This is a genomic window from Nitrobacter sp. TKz-YC02, from assembly GCF_049852135.1.
Lineage (GTDB): Bacteria > Pseudomonadota > Alphaproteobacteria > Rhizobiales > Xanthobacteraceae > Nitrobacter > Nitrobacter vulgaris.
Window position 1 is genome coordinate 841550 of record NZ_CP180728.1, and the last position, 21281, is coordinate 862830.

Below are 21281 nucleotides of genomic sequence, written 5' to 3' on the forward strand. Positions count from 1 at the left end.
GCACGCGCGCAATGAAGGCCGCGTACTCTTCCATGAAGCTACGCAGGAAGCCGTCGGCTCAGACTATATTTGTGATCTCCATGCACCGGCAATGACATGCCGCTATAATCCATGGTGGGGATAAGATTCTCAACCAATTCGCTCTCGCATATTCAGAAGCGAAACTAATCGGCGTCATCTGCCATGCCGGAAGAGCTGAAAGAACTCGATCGACAGAAACGTCAGGGGTCTTGTTGGTCGCAATGCATGCACCGATCCTCTAGCTGCAGGCTTCTCCTCCCTCACGCCACCAAGGCCACCCGTCAAAGTTGATCTCACCGAAAGGCGCTGTGATAAATTGCAGGGCGCATACCATTGTGCGTAGTTTGTCCGGGTAGCGAGTAGAATTTAGTGAGCCGCGTCGGTCAATTCGGACGGGGAGCAAGTTCCTATCTCGACAACCAAGGCATCGATCAGCATGCGGACCTTGGCAGGTACATAGGCGCCTGGCGGGCGAAGCGCATAGATGCCGTATTCGGGCTGCTCGAAATCGGGCAGTACCTCCTCTAGCAGGCCTGCCGCCAAAGCCTCCTCCGCAAGGAAGTTTGGCACATTGCCGATGCCCAGTCCCATGGCGGCCCAGTGCAGGATGGCTTTGCCGCTGTCTGTGCGCAGTCGTCCGGAGGGATGCACAGCAACCCAGCGGCGCCCCTGCCGGAACCGCCAATCGCCGCCGCCCGAATAGACAAGACACTCGTGGTTGCCCAGGTCCGCGAGGGTTGCAGGTCGGCCGTTGAGATCGAGATAAGCCGGCGACGCCACGAGCATCGCCCGGACGGGTGCTATCTTGCGCGCGATAAGGCTTGCCTCGCGCGGCTCGCCGATGCGGACGGCCAAGTCGAAGCCCTCGCCCACCATGTCTACGACCCGGTCGCTGAATGCCACGTCTATTTGCAGGTGGGGATATTCGCGCGCCAGGTGGGCTAGCAAGGGTACGACATATCGTTCACCTAGCGCCTGCGGCGCGGCCACCCGCAACCGTCCGCTAAAGTCGCTGCCCTTGCCGGAAACCACCTCTCGTGCCTCCGCCACCTCGGCCAGGATGCGGTCGCAACGACGGCGGAATTCAAGGCCGGCCTCGGTCGGCACGATGCCACGGGTGGTGCGGGTAAGAAGTTGCACGCCCAGATCTTCTTCGATCGCCGCGATGCGGCGGCTGACGATGGATTTCGACAGGCCAAGCCGCAATGCCGCGCGATTCAACCCACCCGTATCGATGACTTCAACAAGGCAGCGCATGTCGTCCAATCCGGTCGCCAAGTGTTCCTCCAGGTGCAACACTGTATTCGGTTTCCGCAATCTAGTGATGCAAATTACGAAACGATAGGTAGAGAGGGCAAAATAACCCTGCCTCCAAGGAGTTGCTTCAATGACAACAGTTCTCGTGATCCGCAGCAGCATATTGGGTGAGGCTTCGGCCTCGAACCAACTCGTCTACAGCGCCCTGTCGAACTTGCAGGTGGCCAATCCCGCGATCCGTATCGTCGAACGCGATCTCGGCACGGACCCTGTCCCTCATCTCGATGCCGACGCAGCTATCGCCCTGAAGTCTGACCCCATCAATTCGGTGCAGGAAAAAGCGCGTGCACTGTCAGATCGGCTGATTGACGAGGTCAAAAATGCCGACATCCTTCTGCTCGGGGCACCGATGTACAATTTCGGCATCCCGTCGGGGCTGAAGAGCTGGTTCGACTACATCCTGCGCGCCGGCATTACGTTTCGCTACAGTGAGGCCGGTCCCGAAGGGCTGCTTTCCGGCAAACGCGCGATCGTCGTCCTGACGCGTGGCGGGTTCTACAGCGAAGGTCCGGCCAGCGTCATGGATGCGCAGGAGCCGCATCTTCGCGCGCTTCTGAATTTCATCGGCATCTCCGACGTGACGTTTGTGCGCGCCGAGAAACTGGCCTTCGGCCCCGAGCACCGTGAAGCCGCAATGGCAAAGGCGCTGGCCGAGATCGTCGCGGAACTCCCTCCCGCATTGGCTACGGCTGCCTGACCCCACTCCAAACGCGATCAACATGACAAGAGATCAATACCGTTGAGCCGCCCGCGCCAAGACCGGAGAGCGGTACGAGGCCTTCGTTACGGCCCTTGTCCGCCGCTTGGTCAGGGGACCGAAACTTCGACAGGAAATTTCCGAGGACGTAAACGGCAACGACGATTAGCGCGCAGCAGTTAGCCGACGCTGCCTTGCACCAGCGCCACGGCATCAGGACCGGCGGGAAAGCGAAGCTGCCCGGAAGCGTCGTTGGCTGCTCGCCAGACGGTCTCGGCGACATCCGCCTCAGTCGTCACCATCGCCGGCTTTGCAAACGCCGCGAATATCGGCGCTGCGAATTCAGCATAGGCTTCGGGGATCAGATCCTTGACGCGCACTTCAGTGTTGGCCGCGAACCGCGTGGTCGGCGCGTAGCCCGGCTCCACCAGCTTGGCGCGTACGTTGAAGGCGCCCAGCTCATGCGCCAGCGAGCCAGTGAAACCTTCGATCGCCATCTTGCTGGCGGTATAGGCCGCCGCGAGCGGCATCGGCGCGAGCGTCACGCTGGACGTGACATTGACGATGACGCCCGATCCGCGGGCGCGAAATTGCGGGATGACAGCCTGAGTCATAGCCATCACGCCGAATGTGTTGGTCTCGAACACCTTGCGGACATGCGACATCGGCGTTGCCTCGAACGCGCCGACCACGCCGATTCCTGCATTGTTGATCAGGGCGTCGATCGGGCCGGCCGCCTCAAGGCAGGCGGCGATGCTGTCGGGCCGGGTGACGTCGAGCGCCAGAACGTGCAGGCGGTCGGACTTCGGCAGAATGTCCTCGCGCGGAGTCCGCATGGTGGCGATGACGGTCCAGCCCTCGTCATAAAAATGCCGGGCGGTCTCCAGGCCATAACCTGACGAGCTGCCGGTAATGAGCACGGTGGTCATTGGGAGTATTCCTCTTTCGTGTTGACGAAGGAGAGATAGCGGGCAATATCGAGACTATCATCAATCAATGATCCATATTTTATTTGCGATAGTCCGAATGTCCGATCCGCTCACTCAGGTCATTGAACTGATGCGTCCGCGGGCGATCTTCTCAAAAAGTATCACCGGTGCAGGCCCATGGGCCGTGCGCTACTCCGCCTTCGGCCAGCCCGGCTTTTGCGCGGTCCTGGAGGGACGGTGCCGTCTGATGGTCGATGGCGAGGAGCCGGCCACGCTAGAACAGGGTGATTTCGTGCTGCTGCCAGCGACGCCCGCCTTCACCATGTCGGGGTTTGAGCCGGTGATCCCGACGCAACTCGATCCGAGGAGTGCTTCATCGACGGCGGGAGAAGTCCGGCATGGCCGTGCCAATGGTCCCGCCGAGGTTAGATTGCTTGGGGGCTACTTCGCATTCGACACCCCGGACGCGGCTCTGCTGGTGTCTCTGCTTCCGAGCATGATCCATATCCGCGGCGTCGAACGGCTGACGACGCTGGTGCGGCTGGTCGCCGAGGAAGCGCAGGCGGAGAATGTCGGCCGGGAACTCGTGCTGACGCGTCTGGCGGAGATCCTGCTGATCGAGGCGCTGCGAATGTCAGGGAGCAAAGACACGCCACCTGGCCTGTTGCATGGCCTTTCGGACGTGCGTGTAGCGAAGGCCTTGCGCGACATGCACGGAGATCCCCAACGCACATGGACCGTGATCGAACTCGCGGATGTTGCCGGTATGTCCCGCTCAGCATTCTTCGACCGCTTTACCCGCGCGGTTGGCCTGCGTCCGATGGAATATCTGATGGCCTGGCGGATGGCCGTAGCCAAGGACATGCTCCGGCACGACGATTTGCCTCTTGACGAGGTCGCAAGGCGCGTCGGCTACGGTTCGGCAAGCACGTTCAGCACGGCCTTCAGCCGCCATGTCGGACAGCCGCCAGGCCGCTACGCGAGAACGCAGCCCAGCTGACGATCCATGAGCGTACGAAGTTGCCGTGCTCCGGTGTGCGGTGCTGCGCACCAGCAGGCCGGGCTGACCTCACAGCGTCCCCATGCCGCCATCGATCATGATCTCGCTGCCGACAGTATAGGCTGCCTCGTCGGAGGCCAGGAAAACCACGGCCTTAGCGATCTCGGACGGCTCGCCGAAACAACCGGCAGGGACTTGGCCTTTGATGCTCTCGGCAACGCTTTTCAGATCGGTCTCGCTGAAACCCAGCTTGCTGTAGAGCGGCGTTGCAATAGGCCCAGGGCTGACCGCATTGAGGCGGATGCCGCGGCCGATCAGTTCGCCCGACAACGTGCGGATGAACGACTGCAAAGCAGCCTTTGAGGCAGCGTAGACGCTCGAGTTCGGCATTCCGATATGGGCGTTGACCGAAGTGTTCAGCACGATCGCAGCCGGATTGGCCAGGATCGGCAATAGCGCCTGCAATAGGAAGTATGGGCCTTTGACGTTGATATCGAAGACACGGTTGAAGGCGGTCTCATCCCATTGTTCGATGGGTTTGAGCAGGGCAACGCCCGCATTGACGAAGATGATATCGAGGCCGCCGAAAGCTTGCTTGATGGCGTCCGCCAACGCCTTCTGGCCGGCGACGTCCGCTGCGTCGGCCTTGATGACCAGAACCTCCGGGCCGAGCGCCTTGCGCGCTGTTTCCAGCGTCTCGGGATTGGTGCCGGTCACCGCGACGCGGGCGCCTTCGCCAATGAATTGACGCGCCGTCTCCAGCCCGATGCCGCTGGTTCCGCCGGTGATGAGCGCACGTTTGCCTGTCAGCCGGTCCATGATCTCGGTTCCTTTTCATCGATGTTGGTCGTCGGTGACCATCATTCCACCGGCCGCGCGTCGAATTAGTATATGTGTCCAATCATGCCATCCGGCGGAAGCCATTCCGGCCACGGGGCAGGAGCGATGGATGCAAAATAAATCGCGCGATGAACCGGATCGCCGAGTCGGTCCGCCCTAGCTGGCCATTGATCGCTCACCGCAATCCAATCGAATTCTAACTCCGCCGTTCTCCTGTATTTACACGCTACACGACAACGCCCACGAATTCTTGTTGAACCAGCCCAAAATCGGACCCTTTATAATCATCCTCGTCCGGTGGACGTCTGTCGCGACCCCGATGGAATCGGGGCTGTATGGCGGCGTCTCACCAAAATTCAGAAGGCTTTGCGTGTGGCGCGCGGATGCTGCGCACCGAGTTTGGATCACCATCTGATGATGACGGCGTCCACTATCGCTATCAGCGTGGCGATGGCGCCCGCCGCCCACGCTTCCGGTTCATCGATGCCGCAGGAAAACGGCCACTCCAGAAGATCCTCCAGTCGACCGAAGAGCAGGTCGCGAAGATCATCGCGGTAAACATCATCGTCACTAGCCTGACGCTGGCCTTCGGCGACACCTCGGGCGACTTCCGGATAGCGCGATCGTGTCCGATCAGGCGAGCAAGATCGTATTCGCGGTCGCTGAAGACGGCACGGTTGGCGTCAAGAAAACAGAACTGGGCCCGATCGTTGATGGACTGCGCGTCGTTCGCTCGGGCCTTGCGCCAAATGACCGTATCGTGATCGAAGGTTTAGCCCGCGCGCGGCCCGGACAAGAGATCGAGGCCGAGGACGGAACGATCAAAGCCGCCGCGAAATAAGCGTCGCTCGGCGCGGGGTGGTGAGGTTCGAATGCGCTTTTCTCATTTCTTCATCGACAGACCAATCTCCGTACGCTGCGTCAGCGATTTTAGGTCTTTGAGGTGCTTGCTGTATCTCTCGTAAGCAATCTTGATCAGTCGCTTGTAGAGCTTGGTTTGGTTATCGTTTTCCTTGTCCTCGCTACTCGAGCACAATGGCGAGCTGCCGAGGATCGAAGACGAAAGCAAAGCGCCAAACATCGAGCCTGTTCAATGCCAAGACGACGACCGCGTTGCAAACACGATCACCCTGTAGTGATCGTCCAGATGTGCTTGGGTACAAAGGCGGCTTTGCCCCCGTCAGCTTCTGTTCCAGGACACTCGCCGGGTGGAATTTACTTGATCTTGTAGGGCCATACTCCTCGGCTCAGTTACAGAACAGACAAACATGAGTTACCAAATGACGTATTAGATCGACTCTCCAGCGAAGGCGGCCCTCGCCTCTGGTCCGACGGTAGACCAGTTGCTTTTTTATCCACAAGAGCCCGCGCCTGGGAGGCACGGATCCGTTCCTCGACAAATGTGAATATCGCGTGTTCGCGCGATGTGTTATGGTTCTACTCATTAGGCAGTCCGCGAACGAGAGGAGAGGGGGCATGCTGATTCACTGCGCGAAATGATAATCGGGTGCGGTGGAGCATGGCGGTGTTTCCAATATTCCGCGTGCGGCGCACTGAACAAACCACGACGATCGTTGCACCACTTGCAAAACCGATTGTAGGGGTATCGCGAAGGCTGAGGACGATCGGTAATACCGGAGGAGCCTCATGAGTCAGCTTGAGCCTGCCACACAAGCCTTCATCGACGGCCTTTCCGGTGCAGTACCCATCTACACGCTCTCGCCTGGGGTAGCTCGCGACGTGCTCGCCGGTGTCCAGAAGTCGGCGTCGGTCAAGCTTGCGCCCGCGCGCAGCGAGGACCGTATCCTCAATGTCGGCCCCAAGGGTCGCACCGACATCCGGATCTATCGGCCAGAGAGCGCCAAAGGTCCGCTGCCGGTGGTGATCTACACCCACGGCGGCGGCTGGGTGCTGGGCGACCGCGAGACGCATGATCGGCTGATCCGCGAACTGACCATTGGAGCGAACGCCGTTGTGGTGTTCGTCGACTATGATCGCTCGCCCGAGAGTCGCTATCCCGTCGCGGTCGAAGAAAGTTATGCTGTGCTCAAGTATGTGGCCGAGCATCCCGACGAGTTCGGCGCGGATGCCAGTCGTATTGGGATCGCAGGCGATAGTGTTGGCGGTAACATGACGACCGTGGTCGCGCTGCTCGCCAAAGAGCGTAAGGGTCCTGACGTCAAAACACAGGTTCTTTTCTATCCGGTCACCGACGCCTCGATGTCAACCGACTCCTACAAAGAATTTGCCGAGGGTCCGTGGCTGACACAAAAAGGAATGGAGTGGTTCTGGGATCAATATCTGCCCGATCACTCGAAGCGCGCCGACATTCATGTCTCGCCGATCAACGCCAGTTCGGAGCAGCTCAAGGGCTTGCCGCAAACGCTTCTCTTGGTCGACGAGAATGATGTGCTGCGGGACGAGGGTGAGGCCTATGGCCGCAAGCTCGCGGCAGCAGGCGTTCCGGTCAGGTCGGTCCGCTACAATGGCACGATCCACGACTTCATGCTGCTCAATCCGATTGCGAACACGCCCGCGGTGCGCGGTGCCGTCGATCAGGCGTCGGAATATCTGCGTGAGGTCTTCGCGGACTGATGACCGCGAGGCCCTAACCAGCCGCGCCGCATGCTCCTGGGCGGTTGGCACTTTCAGAGGAGACAATTCCATGGACCTACAGTCGTCGACAAGGGAGGGGAAACCATGAAGATCGTCGTCATCGGTGGCACCGGCTTGATCGGCTCGAAGACCGTTGCCATTCTGCGCCAGGGCGGCCACGATGTCCTCGCCGCCTCACCCAACAGCGGCGTCAACACCGTCACCGGCGACGGACTCAAGGAGGCCCTGGCCGGCGCGCAGGTGGTGATCGACCTCGCCAATTCGCCGTCATTCGAAGACAAGGCAGCGCTGGAATTTTTCGAGACCTCTGGCCGCAACCTTCTCGCGGCGGAGGCCGCAGAGAACGTCCGACACCATGTTGCACTATCAATCGTGGCAATCGACCGGACAGACAACGGCTATTTCCGCGCCAAGGTCGCCCAAGAGAAACTGATCACGACTTCCGGCATCCCGTACACCATCGTCCGCTCGACCCAGTTCCTGGAATTTCTCCGCGGCATCGCCGATTCAAGCGCGGATGGAAATATAGTCAGGCTCCCGCCCGTCTTGTTTCAGCCCATCGCGGCAGATGACGTCGCTGCCAACGTTGCCGATGTGGCGCTCGCGCCTCCACGCAATGGCATCGTCGAGATCGCCGGCCCGGAACGAGCACCGTTCAACGAAATCGTCGCGCGCTATTTGAAGGCAGTCGGCGGCCCGCGTGAGGTCGTGAGCGATCCCGAGGCCCGGTACTACGGCGGCCGGGTCGAGGAGTACTCGCTCGTGCCGTTGGGCGAGGCGCGCCTCGGCCGCATCGGTTTCGACGAATGGCTCCGCCGCTCACAGGCAGCAGCCTGATCCCGCATCGGAGGTACGCCCAGTTTATCACGAGCGAGTCCTGGGTAGCGAACGAAAGGGGCGACTATGACGATCAAACTCGTTGCGTTAGTTCCCATGCTGTGCCTCATGATCGGCACGGCGGCGGCTCAGGAGCCTAAGGTCACGTCACTCATGTCTAAGGATCTTCCAGAGAATCCCGACAGGGAAGCTCTGATGATCACAGTCGAGCACGCGCCGGGCGGGTCGAGCACTATCCACCGACACAATGCACATTCGTTTGTTTACGTGCTGGAGGGGTCCGTCGTGATGCAGCTGAAGGGTGGACAACAGGTGACACTGACACCAGGACAGACCTTCTATGAAGGCCCTGATGATGTTCACGTCGTCGACCGGAACGCAAGCGCCACCCAGCCGGCGAAATTCCTGGTGCTCTTGATAAAGGATAAGGGTGCCCCGGCGCTCGTGCCCGCACAGTGACTGTTACGCAATCCAAGTAGAAAAGGAACGATCAGCAGGAGACAGACATGAGCTTGGACAACACCTCACACCCGGAGGAGGCGGCTCCGCGTCCGGGTCCGTCTCTTGCGGGAGCTGGCGGCGAACCGCGGGTCGCTGGTGGCCTCACCTGTCGTTTCCGTCCGTGTGCGATGTGGCGGTCGCCGGCGACGTCTTTCGTTGGGTACCGGGTCCCTGGGAGTACTGACCGCTTTTTCGATTAGGGCCAAACAGACGACCTCATGCGTTTGAACAACTGATCAACAACGGGGGACCTTCCATGATCCTAGGGATGTCGGCGGACGTCTTCACAATCTTGCACGTCATTATCACCCTTGTCGCAATCGGAAGTGGGCTGATCGTTGTAGGCGGGATGTTTGCCTCGAACACATTGCCGGTCACAACTGCACTTTTTCTCTTCACGACGGCACTCACCAGCTTGACTGGATTTCTTTTTCCCATCAACGGCTTCACGCCGGCTTTGGGTGTCGGAATTGTGGCTTGTGTGATCCTAGCCGTCGCGCTGTTTGCTTTGTACAAAGAGCACTTGGTAGGCGCATGGCGCTGGATCTATGCAATCACCGCTGTTGTATCGCTTTATCTTAACGTCTTCGTTTTGGTCGTGCAGAGCTTCGTGAAGGTTTCGGCTCTCAATGCGTTGGCTCCGATGCAGACCGAACCACCTTTCGCGGTCACGCAAGCCGTTGTGCTGGCCATCTTCATTCTGATTGCTGTGATCGCCGTCATTAAATTCCGTCCCCCTCTTCAAGCGCAGATGTAGCAGTTTGCGATATCCGTTGTTTTGCGGATATTGTTGATTTAGTCTTGTCACTTCGCGGGGTCTCTATTTTCCGACCCGAAGTTTCGGAGCTGCCCTGCGCCGCGCAATACCGCCGTTGATTCAAGTCGCTGATTCCACGCCTCATAGTGCGCTCGCCAGAATGCCTCGTGCTGACGCGCCCACGATTGCTTCTCCTCCGCTATCTCGTTCTCCCAATTTGCAATCGAGAACGAGAACAGATCGCTTCCGTCAGACGAATAACAAGCGTGCAAGAAATGGACGCTTGCGTCGAAGCACGCTTACGCGCTCAACGGTAAGCGTCTATTCCTGACACGTCATCTTAGTTGAGGATAGTTGCCGGGCGCCAGTTCCATGGCAAGAGCTGATCGAGCCGGCTCATGGGATGACCGGCCGACATTCGTTCAAGGATGTCCTTGAGATAGGTGAAGGGCTCGACGTCATTTAGCTTTGCCGTGGTGATGAGGGAGCAGACTGTGGCCCAGCGCTGAGCCCCGCCATCTGATCCGGCGAACAGGTGGTTCTTTCGTCCGAGCGTGATGGGGCGAATGGCGCGTTCGACGGTGTTGGTGTCGAGCTCGATGCGGCCGTCATTGAGGAAGCAGCAAAGAGCATCCCAGCGGCTCAGGGCATAGCGAGTGGCATCGGCGAGCCCGCTGCGCGGCGGGATTTGGGCGAGTTGCATTTCAAGCCATGCTTTCATCGCCGTGACCAGAGGCAACGACTTTGATCGACGCATGCTTTGCCGTGCTTCCGCGGTCTGGCCGCGGATGGCGGCCTCGATCACGTAAAGCTCGGCGATGCGTCGCAGCGCTTCGGTCGCGACAGGCGAGGCGGTCGCCTGCTGCACCTCGTAGAACTTCCGCCTGGCGTGAGCCCAACAAGCTGCGAGCTGGATGGTGCCGCCGTCGCGAAGCCGATCGAACCCGGGATAACCGTCGACCTGAACGATGCCGCTGAAGTTGGCCAGATGAGCAGCGGGACGCTCAAACACTTGGATCGCATTCGCCGCTGATGCGCGCACTTCATCATCCAGCGTTCGCAACATTTGCTGAATGCGCTGGTTGGGGACCGCAGGCTGGCGGCCTTCGCGGAAAGCATGAAGAGATTCAATCACGAGACTGAAAACAAGCCGACGGCGCGTTTCCCGGCCCAGTCTGCGATCATTGGCGCGTTCGGCCATCGCCGGGCCGATGATTTCCAAGACTCTGTTGAAGTGCGTGCGCCTTTGCCGCGGCCTCACCGTAGCCGCCGCCACGGTCGCGCGATACGACCCTGATCTCCGGATGGTCGGAAAGCCAAGCCCGCACCGTTGCAATCTCGCGATCTGGAAGCAGGGTTACGATCCGCCGTCTCTCCAGATCGCACACGATTGTTCCGTAGCGATGGTTCTTGCGAAAAGCCCAGTCGTCAATGCCGGCGACGATCAGAGGCTCCATTCGCGGGCGCGTTCGTCGCCTAACAACCCGCAGCAGAGTATCGTTGCTCACCGGCAGCATCAGTCGCTTGGCAAAGCTCGCTGCCGGCCTGCCGCCGAGTGCCAGCCCCAGATGGTGGACGATGCATTCCAGCCGTGCCGTCCGGCGCGACCGGGTCGGGAGAACGTCGTCCCCGAACCGTTCAGCGAAAATCCGCCGCCGACAACGAGGTAGTTCGCAAACAACCGTCGCGTGATCACGCGGAGGCGTATTTGCTTGCCTGCACATGGCAAATCCGCGACCTGTCTGTCGTATCGGCTATGGATTCGGCGCGATCTCGCCCCGCATAATGGACACTCGGCCACGTCGCTTTCGGATCGGACGGCTAAAATAATCGAGTCAGATGAATCGCTTACGCTCTCGATAACCAACCCGCTCGGGACAAGCGACGAAATTCGAATACCGGCTCGCATGGCGCTGTTCCCCCCGTTGAAGAACCGCAAGCTCGGCAGAAAAATCATCAGATGTGAGTCAGAGCCCTTATTCCACGCCGAAACACAGATGCCACGGCGATAATCAGCGGCAGGGGCATGCCGAGCGATAGACCTGCACTTGGCATCAGTATGAACGCGGTGAGTGTCTTCCGATTTTGAAAGACGCTGGGCCTATGCCGCCAAGCCTTCAACGCCTCATGGCCGAAGGAGCTGGAAGGGTTGTCACTCCGACCTGTGACGATGTGCGGGTTGTAGTGGCGTGGATCGGAGAGGCGAAGGCCGAGGAGATGGCTCGGGAAGCTGGGGCTTCTAACTCTCAAATCGAGAAGGCGCGGCGGTGCTTGAAGTGAGGTTGCTTGCTGGCCGGGCTTGATACCGGCTGACTGACGCAAAGCTATCCGCGCGGACTCATTTGCATCTGGTGCTTCCCTCGCACGAGGGTGGCCCTACCTATTGTCACTTTCCCAACGGCCTAGCTAGCGCCATGGGCGCGTGTCCTTCCACGCCGCAGCAAGCAAATCACCCTATCACATCTCGCGCCGGATCGGAATCCCTATGAGAGCTTTTGCGCTTATTGCCCTGTTTCTGCTGACCGGCTGCGGTCCATCCGGACCAACCGAGGCTGACATGGCCGGATGCGCGGTGCGCAGCGACGGACCTCCGATATCAACCCTCGAGGTCGCCGCCGACTGTGCCGTCGGTCGGGCTGAGATCAAGCGTCGGCGGGGAGACGTGAAACGACGTCCCCGTGACCATCACTTCGGCGGTTGAAGCTCCGGCGAGCTGATCCAGTTGTAAAGTTCTGTCGCTTGGTCGGCTTGCATGATTTTCTTGAGAAGCGCGTCTTGCTCAGGTCCTGGCGCCATCGTCGCTGCCTGCTCCCGAACCTCATCGGCCCAGGCGGTAAGGCGATCCACGAAGGTAAGTTGCTTAGACATGGAGCTACGTCTCACGCGACCACAAATAGGCGGCTGCCATCCGCTCGATGGTGGAGCTCATCCCTGTAGATCACAAGACCAGAATTTGAGCGTCGTTGAACAATATCAAAGCAGAGACTCCGGCGTAGTCTCCACAACGGGACAATATCCCTTCAAGGGGCTGAAATAAGAGGATTTGCGACTGCGCAAAGAAGCGATTTGTTCCGGCGAAAATCAAAAATAAACGACTCGCTCCTCCCAATTTTCAGGGTCATAATTTTATCGTCACCATCGAACTTCGACAGCGGATACGCTCCCGCCTTTCCTCCTACTGGAAACTGCGTATCTGAAGCAGCGACAAGACAGCACGAGATGGAACGCTATGACATTTCAGGAACGAGTTAGCGCGGCCGAGATGAGGGGCACGTCCAAGCCCCCGATTATTCTACATGCTGCTGATGCGCTTCGCCGGGCGCGCAAGCTTCCCGTCGGCGCAGCGAGAAATGACCTTCGCCAATTGGCGAGAGAATTGCGAGAGCTTCACCGAACCGGCGCCTATGCCGGCCTGCAAAACGTCGAAAGCCCTCCAACCGTCTCCGAAATGCGGTGACCCGATGGGCGCCCTGGACAAGCCCATATGGATGTCCGAGCCGAACGTCGAACGATACCGCGCGACGGCAGACGAGTGCCAGACTCGCGCCCGGAAGGCGAGGCTCGCGATCGACAAAGAGGCATGGCTGAAGCTCGCCTCCGACTGGAACACGCTCGCCGAGCACGCACTACGGAGGCGTCCCGATGGGTAAGCCTCATGGAGAGCTGCTTAAGCGGAATTGGCCCGCTTCATCGCGAGCTATTCGCGGGGACCGTGCCCGACCACGGCCCCGACACCCTCGACCTCAAGGCCTACCGCGGGGACGCGCGTTGGCGCCAGCGAGCCAACGCAAGAGCAGATCGAGCGCCGCGCCTACGAGCTATGGCAGCAAGCGGGCTTTCCCTCAGGAAAGGACGAGGAGTTGGCGCATCAGGCCGAGCGGGAATTGCGCGGCGGAGAGATGCCTGATCCGTCCCAGATGCCTGAGCGTTAGGCAGCGGTCCTGAACCATTCAAATCACGTTCAACCTAAGACTCCTATTGCTGGCGCGAGAACGCCGTGCCTCGGACTGCAAGAGACTTGACTGATCGGATGGCGGCCCGATGCGGATCGGCAAGGGCCGTGTTTGCGCTGGAAGTCTTCGCTCAACCGCGAGAGGAAGCCGCCGGACAGCTAGAGCATTCCTCTATCGATCGCCGCCTGCGGGCGTACGTGTTGGGTTGAATCCCGGCGCGAGTCGCCCAGCGTTGAGATCGAATTCAAAGCGGCTGCTTAGCACGGATTAGCAACAAAAAGGTCCGCTGGAGTTACAGTTCATCGCAAACAGGTCTGTCCCAGTTTGTGTTAAGCGGACAACCGGACGCTCGTCAATGACCTCGCCGGCGGCGGCTTCATCGCCCAGCAACACAACGCCGTCCTGGTCGGCGGTATCGGCACCGGAAAGACCCATCTGGCCATCGCAATCGCCAGAAGCTGCATCCGCTCCGGCGCCCGCGGTCGCTTCTACAACGTGGTCGACCTCGTCAATCGCCTCGAGATCGAGACCCGCAACGGGCGACAAGGTCGTATCGCCGAGCATTTGACCAGGATGGACTTCATCGTCCTCGACGAACTCGGCTACCTGCCGTTCGCTCAATCCGGCGGCCAGCTCCTGTTCCACCTCGTCAGCAGGCTCTACGAGCGCACGTCCATCGTCGTCACCACCAATCTCGCCTTCGGCGAATGGCCAAACGTGTTCGGCGACGCCAAGATGACAACCGCGCTGCTCGACCGCCTGACCCATCACTGTGACATCGTCGAGACCGGCAACGACAGCTGGAGATTCAAAAGCCGCGACGACGATCACACAGCCCGCGCTCGCCACGTCTCCGCAAGCTCCGACCAGGCGAGCGCTTCCGTCAAAACACGCCGATCAAAGGGGTCAAAAATTTGGAAGCCGATTGACAAACAAGCCAAAGAAGCTGAACTAAACAAAGAAAGGACCCCGCTCCGGCGGGGTTTTCTATTTATGGGGTGGTATTAGACCATCTAGCCAGTCTTCCTCCTCGGCAAGTGCGAGCCAGGCTTCCTGCATTCGCTCGTATTGGATCTTTGAAGGCAAATCCTTCGCTTCAGCGGCAAGTTTACCGCAGTTGCGGGCGTTCTCTCTGAACTCTTCTGACCTGCTCAACATGCGTTGCTTCGGCGGGGTTTTCTATTCCGGAAGCTACAGCTCTTTCGACCTTGCTCATCGATCGGTATCGGCCGTCTCGTCGGCTTGGCTTGGGCGCCTACGACCGACGTCACCTATTGACGTTTACGATCGCGCCGGTGCGCGCATCCACATCGACTTCCATATAGCTTCCGGCGACGTCATAGCCCTCGACCTGCCACTCGTTGCCCCATTTGTTCGTGTTTGACACGGAAACCAGCCCGATTCCGTTGGCGATATCGACTGCCGCCTGAAGCGGCAGCGGTCCAGCCTGGGTGTGGATCTCGGCCACCGGTTCCTGAACGTAGCCGATGTCGGCTGCCGACGCGGGAACAGTGAATCCGATCATGGCCAAAGCGGCGGCGGGAATCAGATTATTTTGCATGATCGTTCTCCAAAGCGCGTTCAGACATTGTTGACACACCTTAGGAAAACGCAGGTGGCCGAAGACCGTTCCGCATTCATCGCTGAATCCGCTTAGCTCGCCTTACGCTTCTTCGCTCGGTTCGCAATCTTCCGCAGGTCATCGTCGATCTGAGACTGCCAGCCAGGTCCCTTCGCCTTATAGTGCTCGATGACATCCGGGCTTAGCCGTAGCGACACCGGCTGCTTTGTCGGAGTTTTCTGCGGCCCTCGCCGGCGGATCGTCTTGGCGAGATCGGGGAACGTCCCGCTGAACGTCTTCGCCTTGGCAAAGTCCTCCTTGGTCCATTCCGGATTGTCGGAGACCGCAGCCAGATCAGCCTTCGTAAAGCCGGGCTTCGTGCGCTTATTTTTTGCTGATTTCATTGTACAGTATCCTTTCTTCCTTTGAGGCTGGGCGCATCGAGATCACCGAAATACCTTCCCGGCCGAGCGTCGCAAACACCACGCAGATCACACCGTTCCGGTCCTTGCCAATGGCGCGGTAGCGCCCAGCCTTTCCGGAAAGGACCATCGCGTCAGCGAAGACAGGCTCGCGAAGTCCAAGCCGTGCTTGGAAATGTTGGCGAGGCGTTTGGGAGGATTTGCATATGTATTTTGTATATACGATTTGATCCGACGTCAAGATGGGGCTAGGCGAACCAGCCGCAGAATTTGACCGGCCGTAATCCCGGCTCGTCTTCCCAGAGAAAAATTTCTGTGCATCTCGCGCAAAATATTTTCAGAGCGCGGGTGATGGATGGTGCGGCTATCAATGCCGATAGAGGGGCAAGCTGGAAATGCCGCCACAACGCAAGTTGGAAAAACACGTCACAACGCGTCACGCGTCACACCTCCGCACTTCGTGGCCTGAGATTGACTGTCTGACAGACCTCTGATAGCGGTGTGCTTGCGTAATAATTGCGTCCGCCGCTCCGGAGAAATCCGCGGGCGGTTTTTTGATGCAATAAAGGTCCAGGCCGTATCAAGCTGGCGCCTGACTCTGCGTAGAGATCACGGGTTACTTCTTGCGTGACTTTGCCGCTTCGGTTTGAACAAGGCCCTTCATGCTTGGGGCCGCCGTGATCACTTTCGGTTTTTCTTTCTTCGGTTTCTTAGCTTCGCGATTTCCGCGCTGTTCACGTTTGGCCATGGTTCTGTCCTCCGGACAGGATGGAGAGGCAATACTAGCACGAAAGGTAGAACTGCGGCCCATCTGAGCACTACGATCTGAGGCTGGGTTTCTTGCGTGAGGCGGTATGAACGGGTCGTCGCTCCGATCAGGCCAGACAGTACCGTCACCCTTACAAGTCGTGTCTGCCGATCTTTCGTCAAGCTTTGGCGGAATAGAGTATTTATTCCGTTCAAAGGGTGGCCGATGTCAAAGCGCGTAACCAAGACCAAACCTTGCAAGGATCGAGAAAAGCTCGGAATCTTACGGGTCAAGGATCATCGGAAAATCGAGGAACGCATCCTCAGATTGCTTGATCGATATGAGTCCTCGCCAGAGACGGATAAGCGTTGGCTGGATATTGGACGATCCTGCATTGAACAGGGGTTCATGGCGATCAACCGAGCTGTTTTCGAGCAAAAGCGAGCTGAGTTGCCGGAGGATTGATTGATGATCCAAGTCTCACTTAGCCAGATCGGTTCGGCCGAGAACTTTGTTCAGGCGGTCGAAGCCTTTCGCCAAGCGAAACTCGCGCATCGCTTCACGGTCGATGTTCCGGCGCCAACGGCCGATCCGTTTGTGGAGTCCGTGGTTCGCCGCGTTCAAGGCGTGCCGGGCAAGCCGGACGATTTTGTCGTGCTGCCGTTCGAGGTCATCGATGACACTCCGAGGACACCGGAGCAGCAGCAAGCGATTGACGTGCTGCGAGAGACGATCAAGGCGTAGTGATGTCTGAAGGCGGCCGTCCGAGTACCTACAACCAGAGCATGGGGCGAGAAGTCATCAACCTGATGGCGGAAGGTCTCTCCCTGACCGCGGCTATGGCCGAACTCGGGTATCGGCCAGAGTCTGCCGTAGTCCATTAAAGACATCAATCAGCAGACCGCCCGGATTATTCGTCCTCTTGACCATCAAAGACGGAACGGTGCTGACGAACACGGCCTTACACCTGACGCTGGAGAAGCTGATTCTGAAAGAGGCTGCCTCGGGAAACTTCTTCTCTATTCGGGGCGTATGATGCAAGCTCCTTTTGACACGCCCACGATGTCAGAGATCATCCTGCGAGGCTCTTGCTTCTCTCCGAGGTCAGCATTTTGCAGCCTCATGATGGGATCAGAGGGAAAGGGCGGAGCCATCTAAGCCGCGCGGTCGTAAGCGCGCCGCACGAGTTTCCTCGGTCTCACCCAATCCCGTCGTCCTCGCGGGACGCCTCCTCCAGCATGGAGGAAGTTGAATCGGTTGTCGTTTTCCTCTGTGATTAGGTTGTAGCTGCACACCAGCGGAAGTCGGTATCATCCCTCCACATCCGGTGAAGTATGACTGCGAGCTTGCGTGCAACTGGACCATCGCCTTTTGCATCCCGCGCCGGCGCGCCACTGGCGGCCAGACCGCCCTCGGGATCTCCCAGTTTCTAAGGGTCAACGATAACGTGGTTGTCTCAGGAGGCGTCGCGCTTCAAGAAAGGTAGATCGGAGGCCGGGCCGGCGTGATGATGGCTTGGTGAAAAGTAGCGGCATGTTTGAATTGCATGGGCCCGTTGATAATCAGTCGTCGTGCTTCAATTTGTTATGGGCAACTGACCATCTAACCAGTCTTGCTCTTCTGCAAGCGCCAGCCATGCATCCTGCATGCGTCTGTAGCGGTTCTTCGAAGGCAAGTCCTTTGCCTCGGCCGCAAGCTCCCCGCAATTGCGAGCGTTCTCTCTGTACGCTTCCGATTTACTCAACATCATCACTCACTCCAGCGACGGTCATGACCGTTCCTTAGGCGGCCGCACCATTTCTACAATCGTTAGGATCATCTCCAGGTCACGCCGCACTGCGTTCAGGTCGTCGCTGCACAACGTGACGCGGACCAACATTTGGATATCCGCCAAGGCTTCTCTGGGATCCAATGGATGTTCGGTACCGCCCATTCAAAACCTTCGCTCTGCTTAGAGTTTGTCGGACATCAGCTAGGCCGACTCGTTGGCCGCTGGCTGAGAGCGGCATTTAGACGCTCTTCAAAGTCTTGTCGTTGTTCGTCCAGCGGACGCTCAAACGTGTTGCTTCTTGAAGCAATGCCACGCGCTTCGTCGGCTTCGATGCCGTCTACGTTGCAGTCCTGGAACGTGCAGTTTGTGAAGGCGATCTGCTCTGTATCGGGATCTATCAGAAGTGTGCACTTGACGAAGGTACACTCGTCGAACCGACAGAAATTCAGCCGGCCGCGAAAATCAAAGGTCTTAGCGGTAAAGACCGTGTTCCAAACCACGCGCTCTTCGTTGATTTGAGCCATCTGAGAACCGGTCTTCATACTGGGCAACGCCCAGCTTTAAGACTCATTCTACTAATTCAACCTTGGGTAGGCTGTAGCGCTCACGCCACACTCAGGGAAAGCGTGATGATTGGGCCCATGGCGAAGGGCAATTGCCGCGCGGGCGGCGATCTTGGCAATCCTCTGACAAGGCTCGCTGCTGTGGAAGACCCGATCGATTTTCTGATCGAATAGCCCGATGCGGCGGTCCAGATCGCGCATAAGATCATAGAGTTCGGCAATCGCTTCGCGCGCCATTGGCGTCAGGTCATTCTTCAAGTCGGACAGAAACTCTGGAATCAACCGCCTGGCACGCGTAATTGACTTTGCCATGGCAAGTCCGCGGTCGAGCAGAAGACCGCGGATCTGGCTGACCACGGTAGTGCGATGATTGACCATGCGCTGGCGAGCGCGATGCAGAGCCTGGATATCCTGCTGCTCGACCCTCTTCGGGACGAGCGGGATGTGCGGTTGGCGTGCGGAGTGCAGATCGCCTCATCGCCCGCAAGCAGGTCATCGACGCGCTTCGGAAACAGGGCGAGGACGTGTCGCACTGGGGCGAGCGGCTCTATGTCAACGTCGACTGCTACGACAAGCAGAGCGCCGAGAGCATCCTGTTCGACGTGGTGACCGAGCTCCAGACCAACGAGCTGCTAATCGCCGACTTCGGGCAGCTCTACAACCAGGCGCGAACAAAGGACGAGGCCACGCTCAAGCGGGTGTCGAACTTCGTAACGAACAACCGCATCCGCGTTGAGGCCCATACGGCCATGACGCCGATGCGCGGGCGCCTCTACCAGCAGCATCGCCCTGACTTTATCCTGAGGGACGACCTTGAAAACGCCGTCACGGCGGACAGTCCAGCTATTACCGAGAAGATCATCAGGCTTCTCGACGAGGCAAAAGGCGGCATGGCCGGGCACGGCGTGTCGCTTACTCTCGGAAATTTCATACTCGAAGCGGGAGTCATGGGCTACGTGCGCAAAGCCGTAGACGGATCGGGAGGACGGGCGCGCTTCATCCCAATCGTCAACCGCCAGGGAGAGCCGGCCTGGCCCGACAAATACGTCAAAACCGATGCTGACGCTGCAGTTTTCAATAACGATATCGCGGACCCGGGCAAACGCAAGATATCGCTTGAAAGCAAGCGGCGCGAGCTGAACGCCGGAGGCCGGCGCGTCTACGAGGTGGAAATGCTCTTCGATCCAGTCGCGGCCGGTTCCCCGTTCTTCGATCGCGCGACGATTGAGCGCCTTATCGCGCAGTGCAAGGAGGCGGCGGGCGAGAAAGCGGGCCTTCTCCTTTGGCAGGAATACAACCCCGCGCATCGCTACGCGGTCGGGGCTGATACAGGCAAAGGCAACGGCAACGACCATAGCGCGTCGGTCCTCATAGACTTCTCGATGCTGCCCGCGCGGCAGGTCGGGTCCTACGCGAACAACCTCATTCCGGCGGACCAGTTCGCCTACGAGCTCAAACGGCAGGCCGACTTGTTCGGTTCCTGCCTCATCGCTCCCGAGAAGAACAGCGGGAGCGGCGGCTCGTGCCTCACGACGCTGAAGATGATATATGACGCGAACCTCATATACCGCCAGGTGCCGCTCGACCGGCTCAGCGACCAGCCTTTGGGAAGCGGCGAGCTCGGCTGGGAGACAAACGGCGCGACGAAATACTCCATCCTCAACGACCTGCGCACGGCGGTGGAAGACGGTCACCTGCTCATCCAGGACGAGCGCATCCTGCTTGAGATGAAGAGCTTCACCTTCACGGACGCCGACGATTTGGGCCGCTCGCGCGTCGGCCACTTCACCAACCATTTCGATCTGCTCATGGCGACGGCTAGGGTCGGACCCATAAAATGATTTCGGCGCTGAGTCGCGATTGCTTTTGGCTAACGAAGGATCAGTTCGCTTTGCTCAAGCCGCTTCTGCCCAACGGTACGCGCGGCAAGCCACGGGTCGATGATCGGCGGGTCATCAACGGCATCATCCAGGTGCTGAAGCTGGAAGAATTGTTTCTCGCCCGTCCTCTATCAAAGCCGTAACGCCATCGAGCGCATGTTCTGTCGCCTGAAGGACTTCCGTCGCATCACCACGATATGATCGTCTCGCAACCAATTTTCCTGCAGCCGTCGTCTGCATCGCCGCGTAAACGAACTGTGACGAAGGAACCACTGTTCCGTCGGAACGTGCTCCAAGCGCGCTGGTTGTCGTAACCCCTCCCAGCGAAATGGAGATGAACATGAGTGATAGCCCCAACATGAGTGATAGCCACACCGAGTTCCCCCCTGCGGGAGAACCGAAGGACGACCCAATGAAGACGCTCGGCAAGACTATGCAAGAGCTGACCGACGAGGCGGAAAGAGAGCTTGAGGAGAAGATAAGGAAGGGTGGTGGATCCATCAGGTATGCCTAACTGGAGCGAATGACATTAGTTGGTGACGTGTGAGATTGCGCTGTTTCGTCCCAGATCAGGACCATAAAAGCGTTGGCGTGATCGGTGTGTTGTGATTCACGTCCTCCGAAGGGATCGGGATAAATCGCGGTCAGTTCTGGGGTGCTGAAGGACATGCAGTTTGAACTCCACCTGCCGACCGCCGTCAAGCAAGTGCGGAAGTCGCGGCCGCTGGGTCGATGCATCCGTCCAACCACGGGTCGAGGAATACACTCTGTAATCAATCAAAGGGTGTATGGACCAACGTTTTCCACGCGCTGACCGACGCTCATGTCGCCCGCTCGCCTTTATGCTCACTGGCGGAAAGGCGCAGAT

General features: G+C 58.9%; 26 protein-coding genes and 9 pseudogenes. 20 read left to right on the forward strand and 15 right to left on the reverse strand.

Annotated elements, in window-relative coordinates; translation table 11 throughout:
- Nucleotides 1-387 precede the first annotated feature (387 nt).
- The gene (locus ACM561_RS03915) at nt 388-1278 is read right to left on the reverse strand and encodes a LysR family transcriptional regulator (RefSeq protein ID WP_425909631.1); all 891 of its coding nucleotides are present in this window, start codon (nt 1276-1278) and stop codon (nt 388-390) included.
- A gap of 130 nt (nt 1279-1408) precedes the next feature.
- On the opposite strand from ACM561_RS03915, the gene ACM561_RS03920 reads away from it, so the two are divergent.
- Together ACM561_RS03920 and ACM561_RS03925 are read left to right on the forward strand one after the other, a co-directional pair.
- Nucleotides 1409-2035 carry an FMN-dependent NADH-azoreductase gene (locus ACM561_RS03920; RefSeq protein ID WP_425908184.1) on the forward strand — a complete coding sequence of 209 codons (627 nt, stop codon included), beginning with the start codon at nt 1409-1411 and terminating at the stop codon, nt 2033-2035.
- A gap of 46 nt (nt 2036-2081) precedes the next feature.
- Nucleotides 2082-2204: pseudogene (locus ACM561_RS03925) on the forward strand (CopG family transcriptional regulator); the annotation flags it as partial.
- 10 nt (nt 2205-2214) lie between these two features.
- On the opposite strand, the gene ACM561_RS03930 reads toward ACM561_RS03925, so the two are convergent.
- Nucleotides 2215-2964 carry an SDR family oxidoreductase gene (locus tag ACM561_RS03930; RefSeq protein WP_425908186.1) on the reverse strand — a complete coding sequence of 250 codons (750 nt, stop codon included), beginning with the start codon at nt 2962-2964 and terminating at the stop codon, nt 2215-2217.
- Between the two features lie 97 nt (nt 2965-3061).
- Here ACM561_RS03930 and ACM561_RS03935 point away from each other — a divergent pair, with 97 nt between their 5' ends.
- Entirely contained in the window at nt 3062-3964 is a 903-nt protein-coding gene (locus tag ACM561_RS03935) for a cupin domain-containing protein (protein ID WP_425908188.1), read from the forward strand.
- A gap of 69 nt (nt 3965-4033) precedes the next feature.
- On the opposite strand, the gene ACM561_RS03940 is transcribed toward ACM561_RS03935, so the two are convergent.
- The gene (locus ACM561_RS03940) at nt 4034-4783 is read right to left on the reverse strand and encodes an SDR family oxidoreductase (protein ID WP_425908190.1); all 750 of its coding nucleotides are present in this window, start codon (nt 4781-4783) and stop codon (nt 4034-4036) included.
- 435 nt (nt 4784-5218) lie between these two features.
- Here ACM561_RS03940 and ACM561_RS03945 point away from each other — a divergent pair.
- Nucleotides 5219-5418 (forward strand): annotated as a pseudogene (locus ACM561_RS03945) (TrbC/VirB2 family protein); the annotation flags it as partial.
- Between the two features lie 11 nt (nt 5419-5429).
- Nucleotides 5430-5645 (forward strand): hypothetical protein, encoded by a 216-nt coding sequence (locus tag ACM561_RS03950; RefSeq protein ID WP_425909877.1) that lies wholly within the window; start codon nt 5430-5432, stop codon nt 5643-5645.
- Between the two features lie 42 nt (nt 5646-5687).
- Here the strand turns inward: ACM561_RS03950 and ACM561_RS03955 are convergent, their stop codons facing one another.
- Entirely contained in the window at nt 5688-5885 is a 198-nt protein-coding gene (locus ACM561_RS03955; RefSeq protein WP_425908192.1) for a hypothetical protein, read from the reverse strand.
- Nucleotides 5886-6451: 566 nt separating this feature from the next.
- Here ACM561_RS03955 and ACM561_RS03960 point away from each other — a divergent pair.
- The 5 genes and pseudogenes from ACM561_RS03960 (at nt 6452) to ACM561_RS03980 (ending at nt 9515) form a co-directional block, all read left to right on the forward strand.
- A complete protein-coding gene (locus ACM561_RS03960; protein WP_425908194.1) occupies nt 6452-7399 on the forward strand; it encodes an alpha/beta hydrolase in 948 nt (315 codons plus the stop codon).
- A gap of 105 nt (nt 7400-7504) precedes the next feature.
- Nucleotides 7505-8257, forward strand: coding sequence for an SDR family oxidoreductase (locus ACM561_RS03965; protein WP_425908196.1), 753 nt, complete (start codon nt 7505-7507; stop codon nt 8255-8257).
- A gap of 66 nt (nt 8258-8323) precedes the next feature.
- Complete coding sequence (locus tag ACM561_RS03970) at nt 8324-8716, forward strand: cupin domain-containing protein (protein WP_425908198.1); 393 nt, start codon at nt 8324-8326, stop codon at nt 8714-8716.
- A gap of 84 nt (nt 8717-8800) precedes the next feature.
- Nucleotides 8801-8942, forward strand: a pseudogene (locus tag ACM561_RS03975) (MBL fold metallo-hydrolase); the annotation flags it as partial.
- A gap of 84 nt (nt 8943-9026) precedes the next feature.
- Nucleotides 9027-9515 carry a hypothetical protein gene (locus ACM561_RS03980; RefSeq protein WP_425908200.1) on the forward strand — a complete coding sequence of 163 codons (489 nt, stop codon included), beginning with the start codon at nt 9027-9029 and terminating at the stop codon, nt 9513-9515.
- Nucleotides 9516-9855: 340 nt separating this feature from the next.
- Here ACM561_RS03980 and tnpC read toward each other — a convergent pair.
- From tnpC to ACM561_RS03995, 3 genes and pseudogenes are all read right to left on the reverse strand, one after another.
- Nucleotides 9856-10521: pseudogene (gene tnpC / locus ACM561_RS03985) on the reverse strand (IS66 family transposase); the annotation flags it as partial.
- Nucleotides 10522-10756: 235 nt separating this feature from the next.
- A pseudogene (locus ACM561_RS03990) lies at nt 10757-11424 on the reverse strand (ISL3 family transposase); the annotation flags it as partial.
- Nucleotides 11425-12200: 776 nt separating this feature from the next.
- A complete protein-coding gene (locus tag ACM561_RS03995) occupies nt 12201-12383 on the reverse strand; it encodes a hypothetical protein (RefSeq protein WP_425908202.1) in 183 nt (60 codons plus the stop codon).
- Between the two features lie 593 nt (nt 12384-12976).
- Between ACM561_RS03995 and ACM561_RS04000 the strand changes: the two genes are divergently transcribed.
- The 3 genes and pseudogenes from ACM561_RS04000 to istB form a co-directional block, all read left to right on the forward strand.
- Complete coding sequence (locus tag ACM561_RS04000) at nt 12977-13165, forward strand: hypothetical protein (protein WP_425908204.1); 189 nt, start codon at nt 12977-12979, stop codon at nt 13163-13165.
- 27 nt (nt 13166-13192) lie between these two features.
- Nucleotides 13193-13447: a DUF2934 domain-containing protein gene (locus ACM561_RS04005; protein ID WP_425908205.1), complete on the forward strand. Its 255-nt coding sequence runs from the start codon at nt 13193-13195 to the stop codon at nt 13445-13447.
- Nucleotides 13448-13807: 360 nt separating this feature from the next.
- Nucleotides 13808-14287 (forward strand): annotated as a pseudogene (gene istB / locus ACM561_RS04010) (IS21-like element helper ATPase IstB); the annotation flags it as partial.
- Nucleotides 14288-14735: 448 nt separating this feature from the next.
- Here istB and ACM561_RS04015 read toward each other — a convergent pair.
- The 4 genes from ACM561_RS04015 to ACM561_RS04030 all read right to left on the reverse strand — a co-directional run bounded on the left by ACM561_RS04015 (nt 14736) and on the right by ACM561_RS04030 (nt 16199).
- Nucleotides 14736-15029: a hypothetical protein gene (locus ACM561_RS04015; RefSeq protein ID WP_425908207.1), complete on the reverse strand. Its 294-nt coding sequence runs from the start codon at nt 15027-15029 to the stop codon at nt 14736-14738.
- Nucleotides 15030-15121: 92 nt separating this feature from the next.
- On the reverse strand, nt 15122-15433 hold the full coding sequence (locus tag ACM561_RS04020; RefSeq protein ID WP_425908209.1) for a BrnA antitoxin family protein: 312 nt from the start codon (nt 15431-15433) through the stop codon (nt 15122-15124).
- Nucleotides 15414-15692, reverse strand: a complete 279-nt coding sequence (locus ACM561_RS04025) for a hypothetical protein (protein WP_425908210.1) — start codon at nt 15690-15692, stop codon at nt 15414-15416. Before ACM561_RS04025 ends, ACM561_RS04020 begins: the two co-directional genes overlap by 20 nt.
- A 375-nt stretch (nt 15693-16067) precedes the next feature.
- Nucleotides 16068-16199 (reverse strand): hypothetical protein, encoded by a 132-nt coding sequence (locus ACM561_RS04030; protein ID WP_425908212.1) that lies wholly within the window; start codon nt 16197-16199, stop codon nt 16068-16070.
- A gap of 225 nt (nt 16200-16424) precedes the next feature.
- Here ACM561_RS04030 and ACM561_RS04035 point away from each other — a divergent pair, with 225 nt between their 5' ends.
- Genes ACM561_RS04035 through ACM561_RS04045 form a run of 3 tightly spaced genes read left to right on the forward strand, consistent with a single transcriptional unit; the run spans nt 16425 to nt 17083 of the window.
- Entirely contained in the window at nt 16425-16664 is a 240-nt protein-coding gene (locus ACM561_RS04035; RefSeq protein ID WP_425908214.1) for a DUF7681 family protein, read from the forward strand.
- A 3-nt stretch (nt 16665-16667) separates the two neighbouring features.
- Entirely contained in the window at nt 16668-16943 is a 276-nt protein-coding gene (locus ACM561_RS04040; RefSeq protein WP_425908216.1) for a hypothetical protein, read from the forward strand.
- A 2-nt stretch (nt 16944-16945) separates the two neighbouring features.
- Nucleotides 16946-17083, forward strand: a complete 138-nt coding sequence (locus ACM561_RS04045) for a hypothetical protein (RefSeq protein WP_425908218.1) — start codon at nt 16946-16948, stop codon at nt 17081-17083.
- Between the two features lie 392 nt (nt 17084-17475).
- Here ACM561_RS04045 and ACM561_RS04050 read toward each other — a convergent pair.
- The 4 genes and pseudogenes from ACM561_RS04050 to ACM561_RS04065 form a co-directional block, all read right to left on the reverse strand.
- Nucleotides 17476-17594 (reverse strand): annotated as a pseudogene (locus ACM561_RS04050) (IS110 family transposase); the annotation flags it as partial.
- A 181-nt stretch (nt 17595-17775) separates the two neighbouring features.
- A complete protein-coding gene (locus tag ACM561_RS04055; RefSeq protein ID WP_425908220.1) occupies nt 17776-17949 on the reverse strand; it encodes a hypothetical protein in 174 nt (57 codons plus the stop codon).
- Nucleotides 17950-18167: 218 nt separating this feature from the next.
- Complete coding sequence (locus tag ACM561_RS04060; RefSeq protein ID WP_425908221.1) at nt 18168-18494, reverse strand: hypothetical protein; 327 nt, start codon at nt 18492-18494, stop codon at nt 18168-18170.
- A 147-nt stretch (nt 18495-18641) separates the two neighbouring features.
- Nucleotides 18642-18986: pseudogene (locus ACM561_RS04065) on the reverse strand (IS110 family transposase); the annotation flags it as partial.
- Nucleotides 18987-19057: 71 nt separating this feature from the next.
- Between ACM561_RS04065 and ACM561_RS04070 the strand changes: the two are divergent.
- From ACM561_RS04070 to ACM561_RS04085, 4 genes and pseudogenes are all read left to right on the forward strand, one after another.
- On the forward strand, nt 19058-20374 hold the full coding sequence (locus tag ACM561_RS04070; protein ID WP_425908223.1) for a hypothetical protein: 1317 nt from the start codon (nt 19058-19060) through the stop codon (nt 20372-20374).
- Nucleotides 20371-20556 carry a hypothetical protein gene (locus ACM561_RS04075; protein WP_425909879.1) on the forward strand — a complete coding sequence of 62 codons (186 nt, stop codon included), beginning with the start codon at nt 20371-20373 and terminating at the stop codon, nt 20554-20556. The genes ACM561_RS04070 and ACM561_RS04075 overlap by 4 nt, the downstream gene beginning before the upstream one ends.
- A pseudogene (locus ACM561_RS04080) lies at nt 20516-20663 on the forward strand (IS5/IS1182 family transposase); the annotation flags it as partial. The gene ACM561_RS04075 and the pseudogene ACM561_RS04080, both read left to right, overlap by 41 nt.
- A 90-nt stretch (nt 20664-20753) precedes the next feature.
- Complete coding sequence (locus tag ACM561_RS04085) at nt 20754-20927, forward strand: hypothetical protein (RefSeq protein ID WP_425908225.1); 174 nt, start codon at nt 20754-20756, stop codon at nt 20925-20927.
- Nucleotides 20928-21281: the final 354 nt, after the last annotated feature.